The 22,468-nt window shown below is 38.7% G+C and carries 18 protein-coding genes; 13 read left to right on the top strand and 5 right to left on the bottom strand.

Annotated features, from left to right (window positions below; genetic code table 11):
* Positions 1-58: 58 nt before the first annotated feature.
* The 4 genes from ASE74_RS19165 to ASE74_RS19145 form a co-directional block, all read right to left on the bottom strand.
* Positions 59-1,978, bottom strand: a complete 1,920-nt coding sequence (locus ASE74_RS19165; RefSeq protein ID WP_055912522.1) for a DEAD/DEAH box helicase — start codon at positions 1,976-1,978, stop codon at positions 59-61.
* A 322-nt stretch (positions 1,979-2,300) separates the two neighbouring features.
* A complete protein-coding gene (locus ASE74_RS19155) occupies positions 2,301-3,155 on the bottom strand; it encodes a prolyl oligopeptidase family serine peptidase (protein ID WP_055912518.1) in 855 nt (284 codons plus the stop codon).
* Positions 3,156-3,189: 34 nt separating this feature from the next.
* Positions 3,190-3,660: a DUF4293 domain-containing protein gene (locus ASE74_RS19150; RefSeq protein ID WP_082458855.1), complete on the bottom strand. Its 471-nt coding sequence runs from the start codon at positions 3,658-3,660 to the stop codon at positions 3,190-3,192.
* 3 nt (positions 3,661-3,663) lie between these two features.
* Positions 3,664-4,119 carry a DUF4293 domain-containing protein gene (locus ASE74_RS19145; RefSeq protein WP_055912514.1) on the bottom strand — a complete coding sequence of 152 codons (456 nt, stop codon included), beginning with the start codon at positions 4,117-4,119 and terminating at the stop codon, positions 3,664-3,666.
* A 192-nt stretch (positions 4,120-4,311) separates the two neighbouring features.
* On the opposite strand from ASE74_RS19145, the gene truA reads away from it, so the two are divergent.
* The 5 genes from truA (at position 4,312) to rlmF (ending at position 10,549) form a co-directional block, all read left to right on the top strand.
* A complete protein-coding gene (truA, locus tag ASE74_RS19135; RefSeq protein WP_055912511.1) occupies positions 4,312-5,064 on the top strand; it encodes a tRNA pseudouridine(38-40) synthase TruA in 753 nt (250 codons plus the stop codon).
* Positions 5,065-5,188: 124 nt separating this feature from the next.
* On the top strand, positions 5,189-6,958 hold the full coding sequence (locus tag ASE74_RS19130; protein WP_055912509.1) for an ABC transporter ATP-binding protein: 1,770 nt from the start codon (positions 5,189-5,191) through the stop codon (positions 6,956-6,958).
* Between the two features lie 57 nt (positions 6,959-7,015).
* Complete coding sequence (locus ASE74_RS19125; protein ID WP_055912507.1) at positions 7,016-8,041, top strand: isoaspartyl peptidase/L-asparaginase family protein; 1,026 nt, start codon at positions 7,016-7,018, stop codon at positions 8,039-8,041.
* 56 nt (positions 8,042-8,097) lie between these two features.
* Complete coding sequence (dctA, locus tag ASE74_RS19120) at positions 8,098-9,384, top strand: C4-dicarboxylate transporter DctA (protein ID WP_055912505.1); 1,287 nt, start codon at positions 8,098-8,100, stop codon at positions 9,382-9,384.
* A gap of 148 nt (positions 9,385-9,532) precedes the next feature.
* Complete coding sequence (gene rlmF / locus ASE74_RS19115) at positions 9,533-10,549, top strand: 23S rRNA (adenine(1618)-N(6))-methyltransferase RlmF (RefSeq protein ID WP_082458854.1); 1,017 nt, start codon at positions 9,533-9,535, stop codon at positions 10,547-10,549.
* Between the two features lie 303 nt (positions 10,550-10,852).
* On the opposite strand, the gene ASE74_RS19110 is transcribed toward rlmF, so the two are convergent.
* Positions 10,853-11,275, bottom strand: coding sequence for a cupin domain-containing protein (locus ASE74_RS19110; RefSeq protein WP_055912501.1), 423 nt, complete (start codon positions 11,273-11,275; stop codon positions 10,853-10,855).
* Positions 11,276-12,111: 836 nt separating this feature from the next.
* On the opposite strand from ASE74_RS19110, the gene sucD reads away from it, so the two are divergent.
* The 8 genes from sucD (at position 12,112) to ASE74_RS19075 (ending at position 22,387) form a co-directional block, all read left to right on the top strand.
* Positions 12,112-12,984 carry a succinate--CoA ligase subunit alpha gene (gene sucD, locus ASE74_RS19105; RefSeq protein ID WP_055912499.1) on the top strand — a complete coding sequence of 291 codons (873 nt, stop codon included), beginning with the start codon at positions 12,112-12,114 and terminating at the stop codon, positions 12,982-12,984.
* A 345-nt stretch (positions 12,985-13,329) separates the two neighbouring features.
* Positions 13,330-13,833, top strand: a complete 504-nt coding sequence (locus tag ASE74_RS19100; RefSeq protein WP_055912497.1) for a methionine-R-sulfoxide reductase — start codon at positions 13,330-13,332, stop codon at positions 13,831-13,833.
* A 144-nt stretch (positions 13,834-13,977) separates the two neighbouring features.
* A complete protein-coding gene (locus ASE74_RS19095) occupies positions 13,978-14,358 on the top strand; it encodes a septal ring lytic transglycosylase RlpA family protein (protein WP_055912495.1) in 381 nt (126 codons plus the stop codon).
* 454 nt (positions 14,359-14,812) lie between these two features.
* Entirely contained in the window at positions 14,813-15,784 is a 972-nt protein-coding gene (locus tag ASE74_RS19090) for a ribonucleoside-diphosphate reductase small subunit (RefSeq protein WP_025145778.1), read from the top strand.
* Positions 15,785-15,941: 157 nt separating this feature from the next.
* The gene (locus ASE74_RS19085) at positions 15,942-18,326 is read left to right on the top strand and encodes a ribonucleoside-diphosphate reductase subunit alpha (RefSeq protein WP_055912493.1); all 2,385 of its coding nucleotides are present in this window, start codon (positions 15,942-15,944) and stop codon (positions 18,324-18,326) included.
* 203 nt (positions 18,327-18,529) lie between these two features.
* Positions 18,530-18,751, top strand: a complete 222-nt coding sequence (locus ASE74_RS24580) for a cysteine-rich CWC family protein (RefSeq protein ID WP_082458853.1) — start codon at positions 18,530-18,532, stop codon at positions 18,749-18,751.
* A 375-nt stretch (positions 18,752-19,126) separates the two neighbouring features.
* The gene (locus ASE74_RS19080) at positions 19,127-21,094 is read left to right on the top strand and encodes an SPFH domain-containing protein (protein ID WP_055912827.1); all 1,968 of its coding nucleotides are present in this window, start codon (positions 19,127-19,129) and stop codon (positions 21,092-21,094) included.
* A 417-nt stretch (positions 21,095-21,511) separates the two neighbouring features.
* Positions 21,512-22,387, top strand: coding sequence for a carbon-nitrogen hydrolase (locus tag ASE74_RS19075; protein WP_055912491.1), 876 nt, complete (start codon positions 21,512-21,514; stop codon positions 22,385-22,387).
* The last annotated feature ends 81 nt before the right edge of the window (positions 22,388-22,468 follow it).

Raw genomic sequence — 22,468 nt, 5'->3', positions numbered from 1 at the left:
ACAAAAAAAAAGCCGTTCTGAATAATCAGAACGGCTGTAATATATTTGGTTTAGTGATTTACCATTTTTTTCTGCGTTCGCCGCTTCCACCTTCACGGCTTCCACCTTCTCTGCGAGGGCCTCCGGTGTTACCACCTTTGTCGTCACGACTGCGTCCAGAGAAATCTCTGAAACCACCACCGCCGCTTCCGCCTTCACGTCTACCGCTACCACCGCCAGAACTTCTTCTGTCGCCGCCGCCACGATAACCGCCGCCGCCACCGCCGCTTCTGCGTTCACCGCCGAAACCACCGCCACCGCTACGTCTTTCGCCGCCACCGCGTCTTTCTCCAGCACCTTCACCACGACCACCGTCTCCGCTTTTCTCGATACGTACCTGACGACCGTTAAACTCAACAGATTTAAAGCCTTCAAAAACTTTGTCAGCTACATCGTCTTCCACTTCAAAGAAAGAGAAAACACCTTTTAAATCGATTTTACCAACGCTTTTGCCACCAATTTTACCGTTGTTACAGATAAATGATAACATATCGCCACGGGTAAACTCATCTACAGAACCCAAGTTGATGAACAAACGCGTGTAACCTTCGCTACCACGTCCACGTCCGGCACCTCTTTCGCCCCTGTCTGCACCGCGGTCTTCGCCAACTGCTGCATTTAAATCAGGTGCTTTAGAATAATAATCCAAGAAACGGTTAAATTCTAACGAAGCAAAACGTTTAATCACATCTTCTTTAGATAAGTCAGCAAATTCATCCATAATACGTGGAATGTACTGATCAATCTGTTCGTTATTTACTTCTACATTGTGTACTTTATGTACCAAAGAGAACAATTGTTTTTCGCAAACGTCAAATCCTGTAGGAAGCTCAGCTTTGGTAAATTGTTTACCAATAATGCGCTCCAACTGGCGGATTTTACCTAATTCTTTAGAGTTAATGATACAGATAGAGATACCGGTTTTACCAGCACGGCCAGTACGGCCAGAACGGTGGGTATAACTTTCAATTTCATCAGGTAATGAATAATTGATTACGTGAGTTACGTTGTTTACATCGATACCACGTGCAGCAACATCAGTAGCAATTAACAACTGCATGTTACGCTCACGGAAACGTTGCATTACTTTATCACGTTGTTGCTGCGATAAATCGCCGTGTAAAGCATCAGCATTGTAACCATCTTTAATTAAATGCTCGGCAACATCTTGTGTATCCAATTTGGTTTTACAAAATACTACGGCAAAAATTTCAGGGTTAAAATCTACAATACGTTTTAAGGCAGCGTATTTATCACGTGCACGAACAATGTAGTATTCGTGTTCGATGTTTACGTTACCCGTATTTTTTGTGCCCATGGTTAATTCTACAGGGTTATCCATATAGTTTTTAGCTATACGGCGAACTTCTGCTGGCATTGTAGCCGAGAATAACCAGGTTTTTTTGTCATCAGGAGTAGTTGATAAAATGTCGTTGATATCGTCCTGGAAACCCATGTTCAACATCTCGTCAGCTTCATCAAGCACAACATATTTAACGTTAGTGAAATCAATGGCTTTACGGCCAATGATATCCAACATACGGCCGGGCGTGGCCACTACAATTTGTACGCCTTGGCGTATTTCGCGTAGTTGTTGCATAATGTTCGCGCCACCGTAAACGGCAACAACGTGGGCATTAGCAACGTTTTTAGAAAAGTTTTTAAGGTCGTTAGCGATTTGCAAGCATAACTCACGGGTAGGGCATAAAATCAATGCCTGTGGTTTATTAACTTTAAAATCGATTAGTTCTAACAGCGGCAAACCAAATGCGGCTGTTTTTCCTGTTCCTGTTTGGGCCAAACCAACAAAATCATTAGTGCCTTCTAACAGTACAGGAATACTTTGCTCCTGAATAGGTGTTGGAGTTTCAAATCCAAGATCCTTTACGGCATTAACGACGTCATCACTTATCCCCAATAATTGAAATGGGTTTGTCATTCGTCTTTTTATTTTTAATTGAGCCGCAAAGGTAAGGTTAATTTTTCGTATTTTACAGATAATCAAGTAAATAGTTTTTTAAGCTAAATATTTGAAAATAAGGATGTAACAGGGAATCGACAATGGATGTTTGAAAAGGCGGGATGGTGGAGCTTTAAACTAGGCCGTAATTGCGATAGAAACAGTTGCTTTTTGTTTTGGAAAGCAGCTGTAGTAGGGTTTCGGTTCCAGCAGTCCCGTTTTCCGTTTCAATCTTTTTCAAACCTTAAAGGTTATCAAAGTATTTCACTGCAACCGGGTTTAGGTGGCTAGGGCAAAGCAGCTATTTATGTTTGTTTTTAAAAAGCCACTTGGGCAGTGCATCAGTTAATATTGCAGGAGCAAAAATATCGTTGTGGGCCAGATTATCGAATTCCCAGAACCTGATTTTGTTGTAAGGGCTTAATTCTTTAAAAAATTGCTCATCACTATCAAAAGGGTTTTCGGTGTCTTTATTCCCATGGATTAACCAGATTGGCATATTTGTTAATTCTTTCACCTTATTAAATTGAGGTATGCCCGAAATACTGATCCCTGCGGCAAATACCTCTGGTTTTAACGCTAAAGCATTAATCACCGAAGAAGCACCCATAGAAAAACCGATGAGGTAAATCCTTTTCTCATCAATATTTAAAGTGTTTTTTAAGCTATCGATCAGTTGCAAAGCAGTTGTTAAACACGGTTGCGGTATCGAAGTCAATACATTTCTGCTACTGTCTAGAACATAATTAGACGAGCGTAAAGGGAATTGTGGTGCTAAAATGAAAGCAGGATATTTCGTCTGTATTTCCTCAGCTGCAAACAGTTTTGCCAAAATACCCAACTGACTTGTATTATCGTTTCCGACCGCATTTGATCCATGAAATACAATTACCATTGGGAGTTTTTTTGATGTACTTTTCGGTTTTAATAAGCGGTATACGATAGGCGTATCACCAATGCCTTTAAATTCCCCTTTCGTAAACACATCTGTATTTAAATCTTTAATTTTTACTATTCTCTGTTTAATGTAAAGCGAATCGGTATTGTTATCGATTTTGGTTTTGCCGAAAGTATTGATGCGTTTGCTACACGATAAGATTCCGCAAAGCAAAATCACAGCACAGGTATAGTAAAAGGCTTGACTTTTAACACGCATAGAGAGTGGTAATTTTTTGGTTAAAATTAAAAGATTAGCGCAACCTTTCAGCCGAACGGATCAACCTTTCATCTTTATTGATGCCGAAAATGCCCAATACTATAAATAAAATAGCTAAGGCAGGTAAATACGCGCCAACCCCAAAACTTGCACCTTCAATACCACCAGGGAGTTTTTTGGCGTAAACACTGCACCAAAAGGCAAAACCGATAATTAATATGATCAAAACAATGGCAAAGCGTTTTTGAAAGCTGCGTTTTCTGAAATTAAAAATATTAACAAAACAGATAATCGCAATGGCAATATTGGTAATCAGTAAGGGATAGATAGGTTTAATTGTTATTGCAAAAAACTCACCGGCATCCCAGCTGAATGCATAACCTCTTGTGTATAATAACGGTACAGTAAGCCCATTTAGTGTACCAGCTAATAACGGAAAGAAAGGCATTGATAACAGCGTTAAACTTGCTAACAAGAACCAAATCGATTGTATTCTTTGTATCATTGTTTAACGTAAACGCTCAGCAGAACGTATTAATTTTTCATCCTTTCCTATACTCCTTATTGCTAATAAATTGAAAATAATGCTTGCTAAGGGTAGAAATGCACCAGCATTGATTTCTGCATTCTCCAGGCCTCCAGGGATTTGATTAGCGATATTAAATAACCAAAAAGATAGCCCTAGGATAATTAAAATATTAATGATAGCTATTCTTTTTTGTAAAGTTCTGTTTTTAAAATTGAAAATATTTATTAAGCTTATAAGGCCAGCTAAAATTGTGCTAATAATTAAGGGAGTATTAATTGATGGTGTTTCTACGCCGTTTCTAAATTCTTTAATTCCTGTCCCATATAATACATAGCCTATACCTTCATTAATAAAGCTTAAAATAGGAATAAATAATAAGCATAACACTGTAATTGCCGCTAAAAAAAACCAAATCGATTGTATTCTTTGTATCATGAATGTAAATATATTGTTGAGCAAATTTAATTGTTTTTAGCTAAGAATAAAGTATAAAAAGCGGAGGGCATAGAGCAAAGAGCGTTTAGCCGTATAATTTATTCGCATTAGGTTAATTCTTGCCTTTAAACTTAAACTAAGCAGCACCATACCCTTTGCCCTTTGCGAGCTAAACTGTACTTTTGCATCGTTTTGAGTAAAAAAAGGTATTTCATACAAATCGCATACGATGGCAGCTTATACCACGGCTGGCAAACCCAACCCAATGCAGTTACCGTTCAGGAATTGTTGGATAAGGCGATGGCTGTTTTTTTTCGGCAACCAATAGAAACCCTGGGTTGTGGGAGAACAGATGCAGGTGTGCATGCCACAGATTTTTATGCGCATTTTGATGTGGAAGGTATAGAAGAGGCTAAAGTATTAAATGCCATAACCGGTATTAACGCCATGTTGCCATATCAAATTGCTGCAAAACGCATTATACCTGTGCATAACGATGCCCATGCACGTTTTGATGCCACAGCACGTGCCTATAAATATTATATCCACTTCGAAAAAGATCCATTTAAACTCAACCGTTCCTGGTTGGTTAAAGATCAATTGGATGTTGAAGTAATGAACGAGGCGGCGGCACTTTTATTAAATTATACCGATTTTTCTTGTTTCAGTAAATCGAATACCCAAACATTTACCAACAATTGTAAAATCACAAAAGCAGTTTTCGAAAAGCAGGAAAATGGATTGGTTTTTACCATTCAGGCCGATCGTTTTTTAAGAAATATGGTTAGGGCCATTATGGGTACTTTAGTAGAAATTGGTAAAAAAGAAATAAATTTAACAGATTTTAAAGCAATAATAGAAAGTAAAAACCGCAGTAAAGCCGGGCAATCGGTACCTGCCTGTGGCTTGTATTTAGTAAAAATAGAATACCCTTATATAAGGTAGAAGGTTAAAGGCGTAAGCTAAAAGGTTTAGCCACCGATTTACAAGATGAACCTAATACTTTTTTGAAATTTGTGTGAGCTATGTAGGACCTTAAACCCTAAACCTTACACCCTAAACCCTAAGCATGGCAGTTACAGGCGACGTATACAACACCGGATTACTGAAACGTATTTTTCAATACGTAAAGCCTTATCGTGCCGTTTTTGTATGGTCGGTTATTTTAACGATTTTACTGGCAGCAATTTCTCCTGTACGTCCGTTTTTAATAAAATATACCTTAGATCATTACATTTTAACTGGCAATTATTCAGGACTTGTAAACATGACCATGCTGATGGTTTTTATGTTGGTTTTACAAACTTTAATCCAATATAATCATACGCTTTTAACAAATACACTTGGTCAGTCGGTTATCCGCGATCTCCGCATCAATGTTTTTAATCACATTACTAAACTTCGTCTCAAATTTTTTGATAAAACGCCTATAGGTCAGTTAATTACCCGAACAGTTTCCGATTTAGAAACCATTGCAGATATTTTTTCAGAAGGTTTAATCTCTATGATCGGTGATAGTTTGCAGGTGGTGGTAATTGTGTGTGTAATGTTATATACCGATTGGCAACTGAGCCTGGTAGTTTTGTTACCCATTCCGTTGTTAATTATTGCAACCAGGAAATTTCAGAAAGCAATTAAGGTGGCCTTTCAGGAAATCAGGAATGAAGTTTCAAACCTGAATACCTTTTTGCAGGAACACATTACCGGAGTTTCCATTGTGCAGTATTTCGCCAGGGAGAAGCAGGAGTACAGGAAATTTTATGCCATCAACAAGCGTTATCGCGATGCCAATATCCGTTCCAATTGGTACTATTCTATCTTTTTCCCTGTGGTGGAGTTAATCTCAGCCATGTCATTAGGTTTATTGGTTTGGTATGGCGCAAAAAGTATTCTTTCCAAACCTTTGGATGTTACTCCAGGAACCATCACCCAATTTATTATGTACCTGGGTATGGTGTTTACGCCGATCCGCCAGTTGGCTGATAAATTTAACACCTTACAAATGGGTATGGTTGGTGCTGAGCGTGTTTTTAAAGTTTTGGATACTGATGAAACTACGCCAAATGAAGGAACTCAAAAACCTGCCAGCTTACAAGGAAATATCCTTTTCGAAAAAGTCTGGTTTGCTTACAATGAAGAAAATTATGTGCTTAAAAACCTCAGCTTTGAGGTAAAAGCTGGTGAAACCGTTGCTTTGGTTGGTGCAACAGGAGCAGGTAAATCATCTACAATTAATATCCTGAACCGATTTTATGAAGTAAAAAGAGGAAATATTACCGTAGATGGTATCCGCATTGAAGATTTTGAGCTCGATTACCTCAGAAGTCACATTGCAACGGTACTTCAGGATGTTTTCCTGTTTTCGGATACCATTTTAAACAATATTACGCTAAATAATCCCGAAATTACGGTAGAAGAAGTTGTAAATGCTGCCAAAAAAGTTGGTGCGCATGATTTTATCGAAAGATTGCCAGGTGGATATCAATATAATGTGATGGAAAGAGGGGCTACACTTTCTGCTGGTCAGGCGCAGTTAATTTCCTTTATCCGTGCGCTGGTACATAATCCTGCAATTTTGGTTTTAGATGAGGCTACCTCTTCAGTTGATACTGAAACCGAATTATTGATCCAGAAAGCCATTGATAACCTGATGGAAGGCAGAACTTCTATTGTAATTGCCCACCGCTTATCAACCATTCAAAAAGCCGATCAGATTATCGTGCTTGATAAGGGCGAGATTAAAGAAAAAGGCACTCATCAACAATTGCTGAAGCTGAACGGCTATTATAAAAAACTTTACGATCTGCAATTCTCATCCAAAGGGATAGCTAAAGTTTAAGCCTGTTTATTCTCAAGGATTTTCTTAATTTAACAGCTTCTTAAACTTTAAAAGAAGATGAAACGGTTAAAATTAATTGCCTTATTCTTGTTTTCGGCCTTAACGCTCCAGGTTTCTGCACAACAGAAAAAATATGCAATGGTTATTCATGGCGGGGCAGGTACTATCCTCAAAAAAAATATGAGTCCCGAAATGGAAGCTGCCTATATTGCTGTTTTAACACAGGCATTACAAGCTGGCTATGCTCAAATTAAAGCTGGTAAAACCAGTATGGATGCCGTAGAAGCCACTATACATGTTATGGAAAACGATCCTCATTTTAATGCAGGTAAAGGTGCTGTGTTTACCCATGATGGCAAAAACGAGCTTGATGCAGCAATTATGGATGGAAAAACATTAATGGCAGGATCGGTTGCCGGAGTTACCACCATTAAAAATCCTATTTCTGCAGCAAGGGCAGTGATGGAAAAATCGGAACATGTAATGATGGTTGGCGCAGGGGCTGAACAATTTGCTAAAGAAGTTGGGCTTGAAATTGTAGATCCAAAATATTTCTGGACAAAAGAACGCTGGAATGGTTTACAAAAGGCTATTAAAGAAGATTCTACAAAAGCAGTATTAGATCATGGAAGCAAAAAATCGGAATTACTCGGAAGTAAAAACCACGATTATAAATTTGGTACAGTAGGTTGTGTAGCACTTGATAAAGCAGGCAACCTGGCTGCAGGAACATCAACCGGAGGTATGACGAATAAAAAATACGGTCGTGTTGGCGATGCCCCAATTATCGGTGCTGGTACTTATTGCAATAACGAAACCGCTGGTATTTCCTGTACCGGTTGGGGCGAGTTTTACATTCGCAATGTAGTGGCCAAAACCATTTCCGATTTAATGGAATATAAAAGTTTATCAGTAGCCGAAGCTTCGAAAATAGTATTGGATAAGGTAGGTAAAATGGGTGGCGACGGTGGTTTAATTGCGCTGGATAAAAACGGTAATGTGGCCATGCCATTTAACACCGAGGGCATGTACCGTGGAACAATAACCACAGATGGAAAAATTGAAGTCAGTATTTATAAATAGATTTATTTTAAGCTTATATCTGCTCAATGAAAAGCCAAAACACCTAAAAGATAAAGATGACATTTATAGCATTTGTAAAAAAAGTATTTTCCAATTTAACCTTTCAGGTTATTCTGGCCATTATAATAGGGATTAATGTTGGAATTTTCTTCCCGGGTTTTGCGCCTACAGCTAAATTAATCAGTGAGGGTTTTATTAACCTGATTAGCATGTTAATTGCACCCATTATATTCTTTACCATCGTTTTAGGAATCGCACACATGGGCGATATGAAAAAAGTAGGTAGGGTAGGTGGTAAAGCATTGTTGTATTTCGAAATTGTAAGCACAGTAGCGATTGCAATCGGTTTATTGGTAGCCAATGTTTTAAAGCCAGGTGTCGGAATGATCACTAAGGCTGGCGATGCTACAAAAATTGTAGGTTATGCCGAGAAAGCTAAAGACATGAATTGGGCAGAATTTTTTCTGCACATTATTCCGCACAATGTGATTGCTGCTTTTGCTGAAGGAAATATTTTGCAGATTCTGCTTTTCGCTATTCTTTTTGGCTACGGGCTTAATAAATTAGGCGGAGAGGGCACTAGCGTTTTAAATGCCTTCGATAAAATATCAAAAGTGCTTTTTAAAATCATGAAAGTGATTATGCGTTTAGCACCAATTGGTGCTTTCGGCGGCATGGCTTTCAGTATAGGTACCCATGGCTTAGAAAGTTTAGTGGGCATGGCAAAACTAATGGGCTCGGTGTATTTAACCTGCATCCTGTTTATTTTTATCGTGTTAAATGGCATTTGCAGGTACTATAAATTCAGTTTATGGCAATACCTTAAATATATCCGTCAGGAAATTTTAATTGTGCTCGGTACCTCTTCTTCCGAATCGGCCCTGCCAAGTATGATACAAAAAATGGAAGCTATTGGCTGTGATAAATCGGTTGTAGGCCTGGTTATTCCAACAGGTTATTCTTTTAATCTTGATGGAACAGCAATTTACCTGGCCATGGCGGTAATTTTTCTTTGCCAGGTATTTCATGTCGATTTATCTTTAGGGCAACAGATTACAGTTTTAGGCGTGCTCATGGTTACCTCAAAAGGAGCAGCAGGCGTAACTGGAAGCGGGTTTATAGTGCTCGTATCTACTTTAACGGCACTCAAAATTATGCCTAACGAACACATTTCCATTTTAATAGGCGTGGATCGTTTTATGAGTGAAGCAAGAGCCATTACAAACGTTATCGGAAACGGTATAGCTACCATCGTAATCGCCAAAAGCGAAAACCAATTTGATGAAGAAAAGTATTTAAAAGCCATCCGGCCAATGATGATTGAAAAAGGGGAGGAGGTGTAGTTTGCAGTTCTCAGTTTGGAGTTTTCAGTTTAACGAGTATAATTTAAAGTGTCCAGCAACTCCGAACTAAAAACTTCGAACTCCAAACTAATTAAGTATCTTTGCAGCAGAAACATGCACACAGCTTGTTTAATTAATACATAGCACATTGGCTCAAGAAGAACAAAATAACCGCAAAGAAAAAAGCGAGTTACACCCACGCAACAAACACCGTTCGCGTTACAATTTCAAACAACTTATTGCAACTTCAAAAGAATTAAAACGCTTCGTTTTTAAAAATGAGCATAATGATGATTCTATCGATTTTGCAGATCAAAATGCCGTTAAAGCACTTAACAGGGCATTATTAAAGTATTTTTATAACATTTCTCAGTGGGATATTCCTGCAGATTTTCTTTGTCCGCCAATTCCGGGCCGGGCAGATTATATTCATTATGTTGCCGATCTTTTAGGCTCGAGCAATAAAGGTAAAAATCCAAAAGGAGCCAATATCAATGTATTGGATATCGGCGTTGGGGCAAATTGCATTTACCCTATTATTGGTCACCAGGAATATGGCTGGAATTTCGTTGGTTCAGAAATCGATCCACTTTCGGTTGATTCGGCCAAACGCATTATCGAAGCCAATAAACCGTTACAAGGTGCAGTAGAAATCCGTCAGCAATCGTCAAAAATGGGTATTTTTAGAGGCATTGTGGGCGGTAAAGAGCGTTTTGATGCCGTAGTTTGTAATCCACCTTTCCATGCATCGTTAAAAGAGGCTGAGCAAGGTACACGTCAGAAATGGCGCAACCTGGGCGGAAACGAAAAAGAGGTAAAACACGTACTAAACTTTGGTGGAAACAAGGCTGAGCTTTGGTGCCCCGGTGGCGAACGTGCTTTTGTAGAACAGATGATTATTCAGAGCGAGCAAATTAAAAATCAGGTTTTATGGTTTACCTCATTGGTATCAAAAAGTGCCAATTTAAAAAGTATCTACAGTGCATTGGTTAAAGCTAATGCTTTTGAAGTAACCACGGTTCAAATGAGCCAGGGACAAAAAATAAGTCGTTTCGTGGCCTGGACTTTCCATGATGAAGCTGCACAGGCTGAGTGGGCAAAGGGCTGGAAAACGGAACCTAAACCTAAAGTAGATAATGCTAAAGCTGAAGTAAAAAGTTTATAGTTTGATAGCAAATAAAGCAAAGCCAGATTAGCGATTAAGTTAATCTGGCTTTTTGTGTTTTTATGGTAATTTGTAAAGTGTGTATTTAATTTTTCCACGCAATGTTATAAATCTCCGCTGATTTTTTGAGATCATATAACTTTCGATGCATTATGTGAGGTTTTTAAACCCGATTCAAGAGCTAAGGTTTTGCAATTTTTTAACTGGAGTATATACTTTTGCACTGCGAGTGAGAATTCAGAACCGGCAACTATAAACTGAAAATGTTAGCTAAACTTCGCCTAATCCTACTTATGTTCGTGCTTATTTCTTCTCGTAAACAATCATAATCGTTAAGTCGTTACCCACATTTGGTGCAATGCCATGTGAGCTGCCCGGCCGGGTTAAAATGGCATCGCCAGGTTTAACGGCAAAGGTTTTTCCATTCATTTGCATGGTGCCGTTTCCACTGATCACATAATATATTTCGTCTTCTTTTTGTAAATGATAACCGATTGATGAGCCAGACTTTAAAATTCTTTTTTTGAATACCGATTTTAAATTCTTCGCATCACCAAAAAAGTTAAAGCCAATGGTTTTTCCACCACCATTATGTGTTCCTGGCTCTTCTTTAGCTATTTCAGCATCATTTTGAAGAATGTATTTACTGGTATCATTACTTTGCCCGCTTGCATTCAGGGAAATAAAAATTGAAACAAATACAGTTACAATAAGGATTAATTTCATGGTTATTCAGGTTTTAGCATCATTATTAAGCTTGGTATTGCAGCTTGAAAAGTAAATTTAAGCGTTTTGCATGGATCTTGCCAAAAGCATCCAAACTTTGTTACTAAACCCGATCGCAGTGGTTCTGATTCTTCATCAGAAAAAACGGAGAGCGGGACTGAAGCCCTCCAAAAGAACATGACTGTTCATTTCCTAAAAATCATTGATATTTTTGATTTAAAAACGAAAGAATTGCAATTCTTAACCCTTGAAACCCTTCCACTCAATTTATCCCGATGAATCCTGTGAAACAAGCAAGCACACAACAAAAGACAAAACAGGCAGTGCTTAAATCGTGATGCCCCTTGCTGTCAAGTTTATTACCTAAAGGCCTGCTTCATACATGTTGCCAAAAGCATCCAAACTTTGTTACTAAACCCGATCGCAGTGGTTCTGATTCTTCATCAGAAAAAACGAAGAGCGGGACTGAAGCCCTCCAAAAGAACAGGACTGTTCATTTCCTAAAATCACTGATACTTTTGATTTGAAAACGAAAGTATTGCAATTCTTTGCCCTTTGAAGCCCTGCCATTCACTATATCCCGATGAATCCTGAGAAACAAGCAAGTACACAATAAAAGACAAAACAGGCAGTGCTTAAATCGTGATGCCCATTGCTGTTAAGTTTATTACCGAAAGGCATGCTTCTTACACGATACCAAAAACATGAATAATTTTATCTAAAGCTCCCACAATGCATTTCCTTACATTTTCCTGAAAAAACGGACTAAATAATATGGTTTTAGATTTGAATTCCGTTACAATAATATTAGCTTTGCACAAAAAAAATATTGATACATGAGCGTTTTAGTAAATAAAGATTCTAAGGTTATCGTTCAGGGTTTTACCGGAAACGAAGGAACTTACCACGCTGAGCAAATGCTGGCCTATGGTACAAACGTAGTTGGTGGTGTAACGCCTGGCAAAGGTGGGCAATTGCATTTAGAAAAGCCTGTTTTTAATACTGTTAAAGATGCCGTTGATAAAACGGGTGCAAATGTATCTATCATTTTTGTGCCACCAGCTTTTGCTGCTGATGCAATTATGGAAGCTGCCGAAGGTGGTATTAAAGTTATTGTTTGTATTACTGAAGGTATCCCTACAAAGGATATGATTCAGGTTAAAGAATATATTACTGACCGTGATGTTACGCTTATCGGCCCTAACTGCCCTGGTGTAATTACTGCTGATGAAGCTAAAATTGGTATTATGCCAGGTTTTATCTTCAAAAAAGGTCATGTAGGTGTGGTTTCTAAATCAGGAACTTTAACTTACGAAGCTGTAGATCAGGTGGTTAAAGCTGGTTTAGGTATTACAACTGCAATTGGTATCGGTGGCGACCCAATTATCGGAACGCCAACTGTTGAAGCTGTTAAATTATTAATGAACGATCCTGAAACTCACGGTATCATCATGATTGGTGAAATTGGTGGTGGAATGGAAGCTGAAGCAGCGCGTTGGATCAAAGAAAACGGTACTAAGCCTGTTGTTGGGTTTATCGCTGGTCAAACTGCGCCTCCGGGACGTAGAATGGGCCACGCTGGTGCTATTGTTGGCGGTGCTGATGATACTGCAGCAGCTAAAATGAAAATCATGCGTGAGTGTGGTATCCGTGTAGTAGAAAGTCCTGCTGAAATCGGTGCTGCAATGGCAGAAGAATTGGCAAAATAAGATTTAAAGATTTCTATATAAAAAAAGCGTTTCGATTAGGTTCGGGACGCTTTTTTGTGTTTTATTTGAATCTGATTACAGTTTTACCACAGAGGGCACTAAGAAAACGCACAGAGCACACAGAATTATTTAATTTACTAATTTCGATCTTGCAGAGCGAAAGAATCTTATATCAGTTTTAAAAATGGTCAATATATAATTTTATCTCTGTTTTCTCTGTGGAAATCTCTATGTACTTTGTGGTGGATTTCTAATTAGTTGTTCTCATTTATCATCCCTTTGTAAACACTACTCCATTCTCTCAAACCAGCAAACCAAAACAAAATCTATAGCGTATATTGAGGTATGAAAACGATGTTAAATAAACTATTTTTGCTTTCTGCTGTTGTTTTAATAACAGGACTTTCTGCTTGTGCCCAAAAGCAAAATAAGGAAGCTGCAAAACAACCGAAGGAAACAGAACAAATCATACCAAAGAAGAAAATGAACTGGAATCCATTAACACCCGAAGAAGAAAGAGTAATTGTAAATAAAGGTACAGAATATCCTGGTACAGGTAAATACGAACATACAACTGATAAAGGAACTTATACCTGTAAACGTTGTAATGCAGCATTATATCGGTCAGAAACCAAGTTTGATGCACATTGCGGATGGCCTGCTTTTGATGATGAAATTAAAGGAGCTGTAAAACGTATTCCTGATGCAGATGGATCACGTACAGAAATAGTTTGTGCCAACTGTGGCGCGCATCTTGGTCACGTATTTGTAGGCGAAGGATTTACCAACAAAGACACCCGTCATTGTGTAAATTCGATCTCAATGAATTTCGTGCCAGATAAAAAATAAGGTGGATGTAGTAGGGTTAGGTAGAGGCGTATAGCGACAAGCTGTACGCCTTTTTTAATGCACAAAATCGGGCTGTTTTTCCACAAATTATTGATTATAAACTAAATGCTTATATTTGCAGGCTCGATAAATAAAATTTAGCCTATGAAGTATCTTCTGTTATTAAGTTTTTGTTTCCTGTTTTTACAAAGCAAAGCACACGATTCTGACCCATCAGATGAACCAGATAGTATCAATAAAACAGTTCTCGCCACTTATTACCACAGAAAATTCGAAGGCCGCCGAACCACCAGCGGAGCCAAATACAGGTCGAAAAAATTAACGGCCGCCCACCGCACACTGCCATTCGGCACACTCATTACAGTAACCAACCCCGATAACGGAAAATCAGTTGTAGTAAAGGTAAATGATCGCGGTCCTTTCTCCAAAAGATTGGCCATAGATCTGTCAGAACGTGCTGCAAAACAGATCGGTATCTACCGCAAGGGTATAGCCAAAGTGAGTCTGAGCTATGCTGTTGAGTAATACTCTTTTCCGCTCTATTTAGTGCTTATTATACCCCTCAAATTTAAGTTATTAACACTCATTTTTGTTTGCTAAACCCTTGAAAAGAAACGATTAGCTTTTTTTTCGCTTGAAAATGATATTTGCCTGATCGTTTTTCCCCAGCATTATTGCCGGGTGTTAACAACTTTGGTTCACAAAAAAGGCCTGTCGTATCTATATTTGTTATAACAAAGTTCTTTAACTTCTTGCGTTTGAAAACAAATATAAAAGCTTAGTTTTTAGTAATTTATACGTATATCATCCTGATTGCTTTATTAAATTTTCCTAACTAAAAATTCAGTTGTTTGTCAGGCAATAGGGTTAGCACTTTCACAACAGCGTTTTGATAAAAGACATTACAATCATCATATAAAATTGATGGATGCGTGCCTTTGTTGGCTCTGTTAAAAATTAGAATTAAAAACATCAGTGTATGGAACAGGAATTATTACTACAAGAAAACAAAGACAGATTTGTGCTTTTGCCGATTAAGTATCCGGCAATTTGGGAAATGTATAAAAAGACCGAAGCTAGTTTTTGGACAGCAGAAGAGATTGATCTTTCTGACGACCAGAAACACTGGGACAATTTAAATGATGGCGAAAGGCATTTTATTTCTCACATCCTTGCTTTCTTTTCTGCTAGTGATGGTATAGTAAACGAAAACCTTGCGGTAAACTTCATGAGCGAAGTGCAATTGCCTGAGGCACGTTGTTTTTATGGTTTCCAGATTATGATGGAAAACATTCATGCCGAAACCTACGCCTTATTAATTGATACTTATATTAAAGATCCGGAAGAGAAAGACCGTTTATTCCATGCTATAGATACCGTACCTGCGGTAAAAAGAAAAGCAGAATGGGCTTTACGCTGGATCGAAAACGGAACTTTTGCCGAACGTTTAGTGGCATTTGCTGCGGTTGAAGGTATTTTCTTCAGCGGAAGTTTCTGCTCTATTTTCTGGTTAAAAAAACGTGGTTTAATGCCAGGGTTAACTTTTAGTAATGAGTTGATTTCCAGAGACGAAGGATCGCATTGCGAATTTGCCTGCTTATTGTACAGCATGCTAAGCAATAAATTAAGTGAAGAAGCAGTGCATGGCATTATCAGTGATGCCGTAGAAATTGAAAAAGAATTTATTACAGATGCATTGCCAGTTGCTTTAATTGGTATGAATGCAAAATTAATGAGCCAGTACATCGAATTTGTAGCCGACAGATGGTTACAGGAACTTGGTTACAAAAAAATCTACAATGCAACCAATCCATTCGATTTTATGGAAATGATTTCTTTGCAGGGTAAAACCAATTTCTTCGAGAAACGTGTAGGCGATTATCAAAAAAGTGGTGTATTAACCTCTGCTGATAACAACAAACAAGCGTTTTCTTTAGATGAAGACTTCTAGGGTAGAGGGTTAAAAGGTAGAAGGCAGAAGGTTGTAGCCTCGATACTTGATACTCATTACCTGATACCAATTAAATAAATAACATAAATATAAAGTGATGATTAAGTCTTGATACTTGATGCTCGCTACTAAATATTAACTAAAAATCTCATAAAATATGTTCGTACTAAAAAGAGATGGCCGCAAAGAGGCGGTGCAATTTGACAAAATCACAGCCCGTATCCAAAAGTTGTGCTATAGTTTAAATTCAGATCTGGTAGATCCAATCGATGTAGCCAAAAAGGTAATCGAAGGTTTATACGATGGCGTAACCACGTCAGAACTGGATAACCTTGCTGCAGAAACTGCTGCATCGTTAACTACTAAGCACCCTGATTATGCTTTGCTGGCATCGCGTATAGCGGTTTCGAACTTGCATAAAAATACCACAAAATCATTCTCGGGTACGATGAAAATGTTGTACGAATATTTCGACCCGAAAGCGCAGAAAGCGGCACCGCTTATCGCTGATGATGTTTATGAGATTATAGAAAAAAACAAGGATATTTTAGATAGTTCTATCATTTACGACCGCGATTTCGGCTTTGATTATTTCGGTTTCAAAACGTTGGAAAAATCTTACCTATTAAAAGTTAACGGTCAGATTGTAGAACGTCCGCAACATTTGTTTATGCGCGTTTCTGTTGGTATCCACAAAGAAGATATCGAAAGCGCAATCAAAACCTATAACTTAATGAGCGAGCGTTGGTTTACACATGCTACACCAACTTTATTTAACGCAGCCACGCCAAAACCTCAAATGTCTTCATGTTTCTTGTTAACCATGCAGGATGACAGTATTGAAGGTATTTACGATACGTTGAAGCAAACTGCTAAAATTTCGCAAAGTGCTGGTGGTATTGGTTTAAGCATTCACAACATCCGTGCAACAGGATCGTATATTGGCGGTACCAATGGTACAAGTAATGGTATCATCCCAATGTTACGCGTATTTAACGATACTGCCCGTTATGTAGATCAGGGTGGAGGTAAACGTAAAGGTGCTTTCGCAATTTATTTAGAGCCTTGGCATGCTGATGTTTTTGAATTTCTTGATCTTCGTAAAAACCACGGTAAAGAAGAAATGCGTGCGCGTGATTTATTCTACGCCTTATGGATTAACGATTTATTTATGCAACGCGTTAAAGATAATGGCGATTGGACATTATTTTGCCCGCACGAAGCACCAGGTTTAGCAGATTGTTTTGGTGCTGAGTTCGAAGCCCTGTATACTAAATACGAAGCTGAAAAACGTGGACGCAAAACCGTTAAAGCGCAAGAACTTTGGTTTGCCATCCTAGATTCGCAGATTGAAACTGGCACACCTTATATGTTGTTTAAAGATGCCGCGAACAGCAAATCTAACCAACAGAACTTAGGTACCATTAAGAGTTCTAACTTGTGTACCGAAATTATCGAGTATACCTCTAAAGATGAAGTTGCCGTTTGTAACTTAGCTTCATTGGCATTGCCTCGTTTCGTAATCAATGGTGCTTTTGATCACCAAAAATTATACGATGTAACTTATCAGGCTACTTTAAACCTGAACAAAATCATCGATCATAACTATTACCCGGTACAAGAAGCAGAAAACTCCAACATGCGCCACCGCCCGGTTGGTTTAGGTGTACAAGGTTTGGCTGATGCCTTTATTTTATTGCGTTTACCTTTCGAAAGTGATGAAGCTAAACGTTTGAACAAAGATATTTTCGAAACGATTTATTTCGCTTCGATGACGGCTTCGCACGATTTAGCGGTTAAAAACGGCCCATATCAAACATTTAAAGGTTCTCCGTTATCACAAGGTAAATTCCAGTTCGATTTATGGAATGTAACACCAGATAGTGGCCGTTGGGACTGGAATGCGTTGCGCAAAAAAGTAGTTAAAGATGGTGTGTACAACTCATTATTGGTTGCACCTATGCCAACTGCATCTACCTCACAAATTTTAGGTAACAACGAATGTTTCGAGCCATATACTTCAAACATTTACACCCGTCGGGTATTAAGTGGAGAGTTTGTAGTGGTAAACAAACATTTATTGAAAGATTTAGTAGCATTGGGCTTATGGAACAATGATATGAAAAATCAGATTATATTGGCTAATGGTTCAATCCAGGCTATCGATACCATTCCTGATTACATTAAAGAGTTATACAAAACTGTTTGGGAGATCAAAATGCGTAATATCATCGATATGGCTGCAGATCGTGGAGCCTACATCTGTCAATCGCAATCGTTAAACTTGTTTGTAAATGCACCAAATACATCAAAATTAACTTCAATGCACTTTTACGCATGGGAGAAAGGTTTAAAAACCGGTATGTACTACCTGCGTACACAAGCAGCTTCTCAAGCGGTTAAATTTACAGTAGAAAACCAAGGTGGTAAAGCTATTGAGGCAGTTATCCCTGCTGAAATGACACAAGATCAGGTTGCAGAAGAAATCGTTGACGGACCAGTTTGTTCAATGGAAGAAGGCTGTATCAGCTGTTCTGGATAAAATAAGCCACCTAAATCCCATAGCGGGAACTTTAGGAGTGGCCGTCATGCTGAACTTGTTTCAGCATCTATCGGGTTTGATCCTGAAATAAATTCAGGATGACGAATCTAATTATATCGTAAGGTTTTGGGCAAACGCTCAAAACCTTATTTTTTGTCCTTACTTTTGTATAATAATAGGTTTTACCTTAAACCTTACGCCTTATGCCTTCAACCTTGAAACATAGCAAACACGAAATCATTCCTTGCGAGCGATGTAATACGGCTATTGAGTGCAAGGCAAATTCTTATACCAAATGCCAATGCAGTGTAGTGCAGCTCAGCATTAACGAAGTACAATATATCTCCGAACTATATGATGGCTGCCTTTGCGCCAAATGCCTGTTTGAATTGCAGCAAGAGTATCGTGTAGAAATAGGCATTTAATCTTTGCGTTTTCGTGCCTTGTGGCTAACCAATCAATAAAGGTGTATTCCAATCTGGTCAATCATGTAGGCTAAAAAAGGACATATTTTCTTGCATTAATTGTAGTTTTTACAATTAAAATTTCCGCAGTGTTTTATTAAAACCTAAAACGTTAGTTTTTGATATTTATAAGCATTCTGTTAGGGTATTCTGCAAAATGTCATCTGTAGGTGATATTATTTTATCATCGATCCAGAGTCATCTTTTAGGCCTTAAAATCAATAAAAAATAGTTTTAAAATAAGTGTTAAAAATGGTAACAAAGCACGCTGTTTGATATCTATATCGTGCTTGATAAATGGTTTATCAGGTTAAAAAAAAGAAAAAATATAACATTATGGAAGCGCTCATTTCTAATTATTGGTGGGTTTTAGTGGCACTGTTGTGCATCATTTTATACAAATATATTTTACGTTTCTTATTCGGGATGGTCATTGTACCCGAAGATAGAATCGGGTTGATTACCAAAAAATTCGTGCTCTTCGGTTCCGATCGCGAACTGCCTGACGGCCGAATTATCGCAGTTAAAGGCGAAGCAGGTTTCCAGGGAAAAACGTTAGCACCGGGAATGTATTTTGGAATGTGGTTTTGGCAGTACAGCGTAACCATGGAGCAGTTTACCATTATTCCGGAAGGTAAAATTGGGCTGATTATGGCCAAAGATGGTTCCGAAATTCCAACGGGGAATATTCTTGGCCAAAGGGTAGAATCCGATAATTTTCAGGATGCTGTTAAGTTTCTGGATAACGGCGGTCAGCGAGGCCGGCAAACCTCCTATATTACCTCAGGTTCTTACCGTATCAATACAATGTTGTTTCAGGTTTCGGTTACCGATATGATCCGGATTCAGGAGAGCATGGTGGGTATTGTAACCACTTTAGATGGCTTACCTATTGAGGCCAACCAGATTGCCGGTAAATTGGTTGATGGGCACAATAATTTTCAGGATTTTGATGCCTTTATCAAGCAAGGAGGTAACCGTGGTTTACAGCCCCAGGTAATTTTAGCGGGTTCTTATAACCTTAATCCATGGGCCATTCAACTGGAAGAAATCCCGATGACAGAAATTGCGATAGGTTACGTAGGTGTGGTGATCTCGTTTATTGGTACCGAAGGAAATGATTTAACCGGTGCTGATTTTAAACATGGTAATATTGTGGGCAAAGGTTCTAAAGGAGTTTGGTTGGAACCACTTGGTCCGGGTAAATACCCAATTAATAAGTATATTATGAAGGTAGAGCTGGTGCCAACCACCAACCTGGTGCTTAACTGGGCATCGGCAAGGAGTGAAGCACACAATTTGGATAAAAACCTTTCAACCATTACTGTGCGTTCTAAAGATGGTTTCCCATTCAATTTAGATGTAGCACAAATTATTCATGTACCCACAACTGAAGCTCCAAAAGTAATTGCCCGTTTCGGCAACATGGTGAATCTGGTTTCGCAGGTTTTAGAGCCTACAATCGGTAACTATTTCCGTAACTCGGCACAGGGAAGTGATGTGATTGCATTTTTAAGTACCCGTAAAGAGCGTCAGGAATCTGCTAAAGAGCATATCCGGAAAGTGTTGGATGAGTATAATGTAAATGCGGTTGATACATTGATTGGTGATATTGTACCACCAGAATCGTTAATGAAAACCTTAACCGACCGTAAAATTGCAGAAGAGCAAAAGGTTACTTACGAAACCCAAAAACAGGCACAGGAAACCCGCCAGGGGATGGAAAAAGAAACTGCAATTGCCGATATGCAGAAAGATATTGTGAAAGCACAACAAAGTGTTGAAATTGCCGAACGTACTGCCAGTGCAACTGTGAAAAAATCGGAAGGTGATGCAGCTGGGGTGAAATTAGCCGTTGGGGCAGAGGCTGAGGCTACAAAAATGAGGGCTCATGCCGAAGCCGAGGCCACTAAAGCAAGGGCACAAGCCGATTCGGAAGCGATAAAATTAAGGGCATCTGCAGAGGCTGAACAGATTTCGTTAACAGGTAGTGCCGAAGCAGGTAAAATATTAGCCGTTGGTAAATCAACTGCCGAAGCATACGAACTTGCTGTGAAAGCACTAGGTGGTGAAAACTTCACCCGTTACAAAATCACCGAGGAATTATCAAAAGGCAATGTGAAATTAATTCCTGACGTACTCATTGGTGGCAGTGGAGGCAACCATGGTGGTTCGGCAATGGATGGCCTTTTGGGCTTGAAATTAATGGAACTGATGGACCCGGCACAACGCAAAGAAGTGGTAGCAGTAGCAGAAATTGTAGAAACAAAAGCAAAACCTAAAAAGGATAATATAAACCCTTAGTTTGGTTTTAATCAGATTGAAAGCCTCGATGAAAATCGGGGCTTTTTCATTATTAGCTAATGACTTGAGACGTTAGGTGGGGAAACGCAAATAGCAGTAGAACCCAAGCCTTCTAAACGGGATAGTAATGGCAGCCTCCGATTTAAAGCACTTATCTTTGTTATTTATGGCAGGCTTGCTTGTTTCACAGGTTTCTTCGGAGCTATAATGGATAGCCCGACTGACAAACGTTTGAAATGCAGTGTTTGCTTTTCCTAAAACAGAAAACAATTACATTATTATGCCGTTCTAGTTTTAAACAAAATAGTAACTTTGCAGACTAATTTTGAATGAACGAAAATTTGAATGGTGAGTATGCAAATCGCAAATTAAACATTCAATTATTCGCTAATTTGTTAATTGAATCATTTTGAGAACATGAAGAAAGTAAAAGTTGGCTTGGTGCAGATGAGCTGTACCAAAGATAAGCAGGAAAATTTAGATAAAGCGATTGCAAAAGTAAGGGAGGCGGCTGCAAAAGGTGCGCAGATTGTGTGTTTGCAAGAACTTTTTACCTCGCTGTATTTCTGCGATGTTGAAGATTATGATAATTTCGACTTGGCAGAGGCAATTCCTGGTCCTTCTACAGATGCTTTGCAGGTTGTTGCTAAAGAATTAGGCGTGGTAATTATTGCATCTTTGTTTGAAAAACGTGCTGAAGGCTTGTACCATAATACTACAGCAGTTTTAGACGCTGATGGTTCATATTTAGGTAAATACCGCAAAATGCATATTCCTGATGATCCTGCTTTTTACGAGAAATTCTATTTCACACCTGGTGATTTAGGCTATAAAGTTTTCGAAACCAAGTTTGCTAAAATCGGTATTTTAATCTGTTGGGATCAATGGTATCCTGAAGCCTCACGTATTACAGCTTTAATGGGTGCAGATATTATGTTCTATCCAACGGCTATCGGCTGGGCTACCGATCAGGATGAAGAAACCAATCAAGATCAATATAATGCTTGGCAAACCATCCAGCGTTCGCATGCCGTTGCAAATGGTGTTCCGGTAGTGAGTGTAAATCGTGTAGGTTTTGAACAAGATGGTGCCATGAAATTTTGGGGTGGAAGTTTCGCCACAAACGGACAAGGGAAAATACTTTATTTAGGCTCGCATGATCAGGAAGAAACTGAAGTTGTAGAACTGGATTTATCGGAGTCTGATTTTTTCCGTAAACACTGGCCTTTCTTGAGAGATAGAAGAATTGATTCTTATCAACCGATTACGAAACGATATATTGATGGGGACTAAGCTGAAAGGTTAAAGACCAAAGCTTAAAGCGAAACCCACAAATAAAAATTCATGGTTCGTGTTATCACGGACCATTCATTT

Source organism: Pedobacter sp. Leaf216 (assembly GCF_001421515.1).
GTDB lineage: Bacteria > Bacteroidota > Bacteroidia > Sphingobacteriales > Sphingobacteriaceae > Pedobacter.
This window is presented reverse-complemented; position numbering and strand designations above follow the sequence as displayed.

Excerpts from the sequence above, each read along its gene's own strand:
- ASE74_RS19075 (WP_055912491.1), top strand. The coding sequence starts at position 21,512 with ATGAAGAAAGTAAAAGTTGGCTTGGTGCAGATGAGCTGTACCAAAGAT.
- ASE74_RS19080 (WP_055912827.1), top strand. The coding sequence starts at position 19,127 with ATGGAAGCGCTCATTTCTAATTATTGGTGGGTTTTAGTGGCACTGTTG.
- ASE74_RS19145 (WP_055912514.1), bottom strand. The coding sequence starts at position 4,119 with ATGATACAAAGAATACAATCGATTTGGTTTTTTTTAGCGGCAATTACA.
- ASE74_RS19155 (WP_055912518.1), bottom strand. The coding sequence starts at position 3,155 with ATGCGTGTTAAAAGTCAAGCCTTTTACTATACCTGTGCTGTGATTTTG.
- ASE74_RS19165 (WP_055912522.1), bottom strand. The coding sequence starts at position 1,978 with ATGACAAACCCATTTCAATTATTGGGGATAAGTGATGACGTCGTTAAT.
- ASE74_RS19110 (WP_055912501.1), bottom strand. The coding sequence starts at position 11,275 with ATGAAATTAATCCTTATTGTAACTGTATTTGTTTCAATTTTTATTTCC.
- ASE74_RS19100 (WP_055912497.1), top strand. The coding sequence starts at position 13,330 with ATGAAAACGATGTTAAATAAACTATTTTTGCTTTCTGCTGTTGTTTTA.
- sucD (WP_055912499.1), top strand. The coding sequence starts at position 12,112 with ATGAGCGTTTTAGTAAATAAAGATTCTAAGGTTATCGTTCAGGGTTTT.
- ASE74_RS19085 (WP_055912493.1), top strand. The coding sequence starts at position 15,942 with ATGTTCGTACTAAAAAGAGATGGCCGCAAAGAGGCGGTGCAATTTGAC.
- ASE74_RS19150 (WP_082458855.1), bottom strand. The coding sequence starts at position 3,660 with ATGATACAAAGAATACAATCGATTTGGTTCTTGTTAGCAAGTTTAACG.
- dctA (WP_055912505.1), top strand. The coding sequence starts at position 8,098 with ATGACATTTATAGCATTTGTAAAAAAAGTATTTTCCAATTTAACCTTT.
- ASE74_RS19130 (WP_055912509.1), top strand. The coding sequence starts at position 5,189 with ATGGCAGTTACAGGCGACGTATACAACACCGGATTACTGAAACGTATT.
- ASE74_RS19125 (WP_055912507.1), top strand. The coding sequence starts at position 7,016 with ATGAAACGGTTAAAATTAATTGCCTTATTCTTGTTTTCGGCCTTAACG.
- ASE74_RS19090 (WP_025145778.1), top strand. The coding sequence starts at position 14,813 with ATGGAACAGGAATTATTACTACAAGAAAACAAAGACAGATTTGTGCTT.
- ASE74_RS19095 (WP_055912495.1), top strand. The coding sequence starts at position 13,978 with ATGAAGTATCTTCTGTTATTAAGTTTTTGTTTCCTGTTTTTACAAAGC.
- ASE74_RS24580 (WP_082458853.1), top strand. The coding sequence starts at position 18,530 with ATGCCTTCAACCTTGAAACATAGCAAACACGAAATCATTCCTTGCGAG.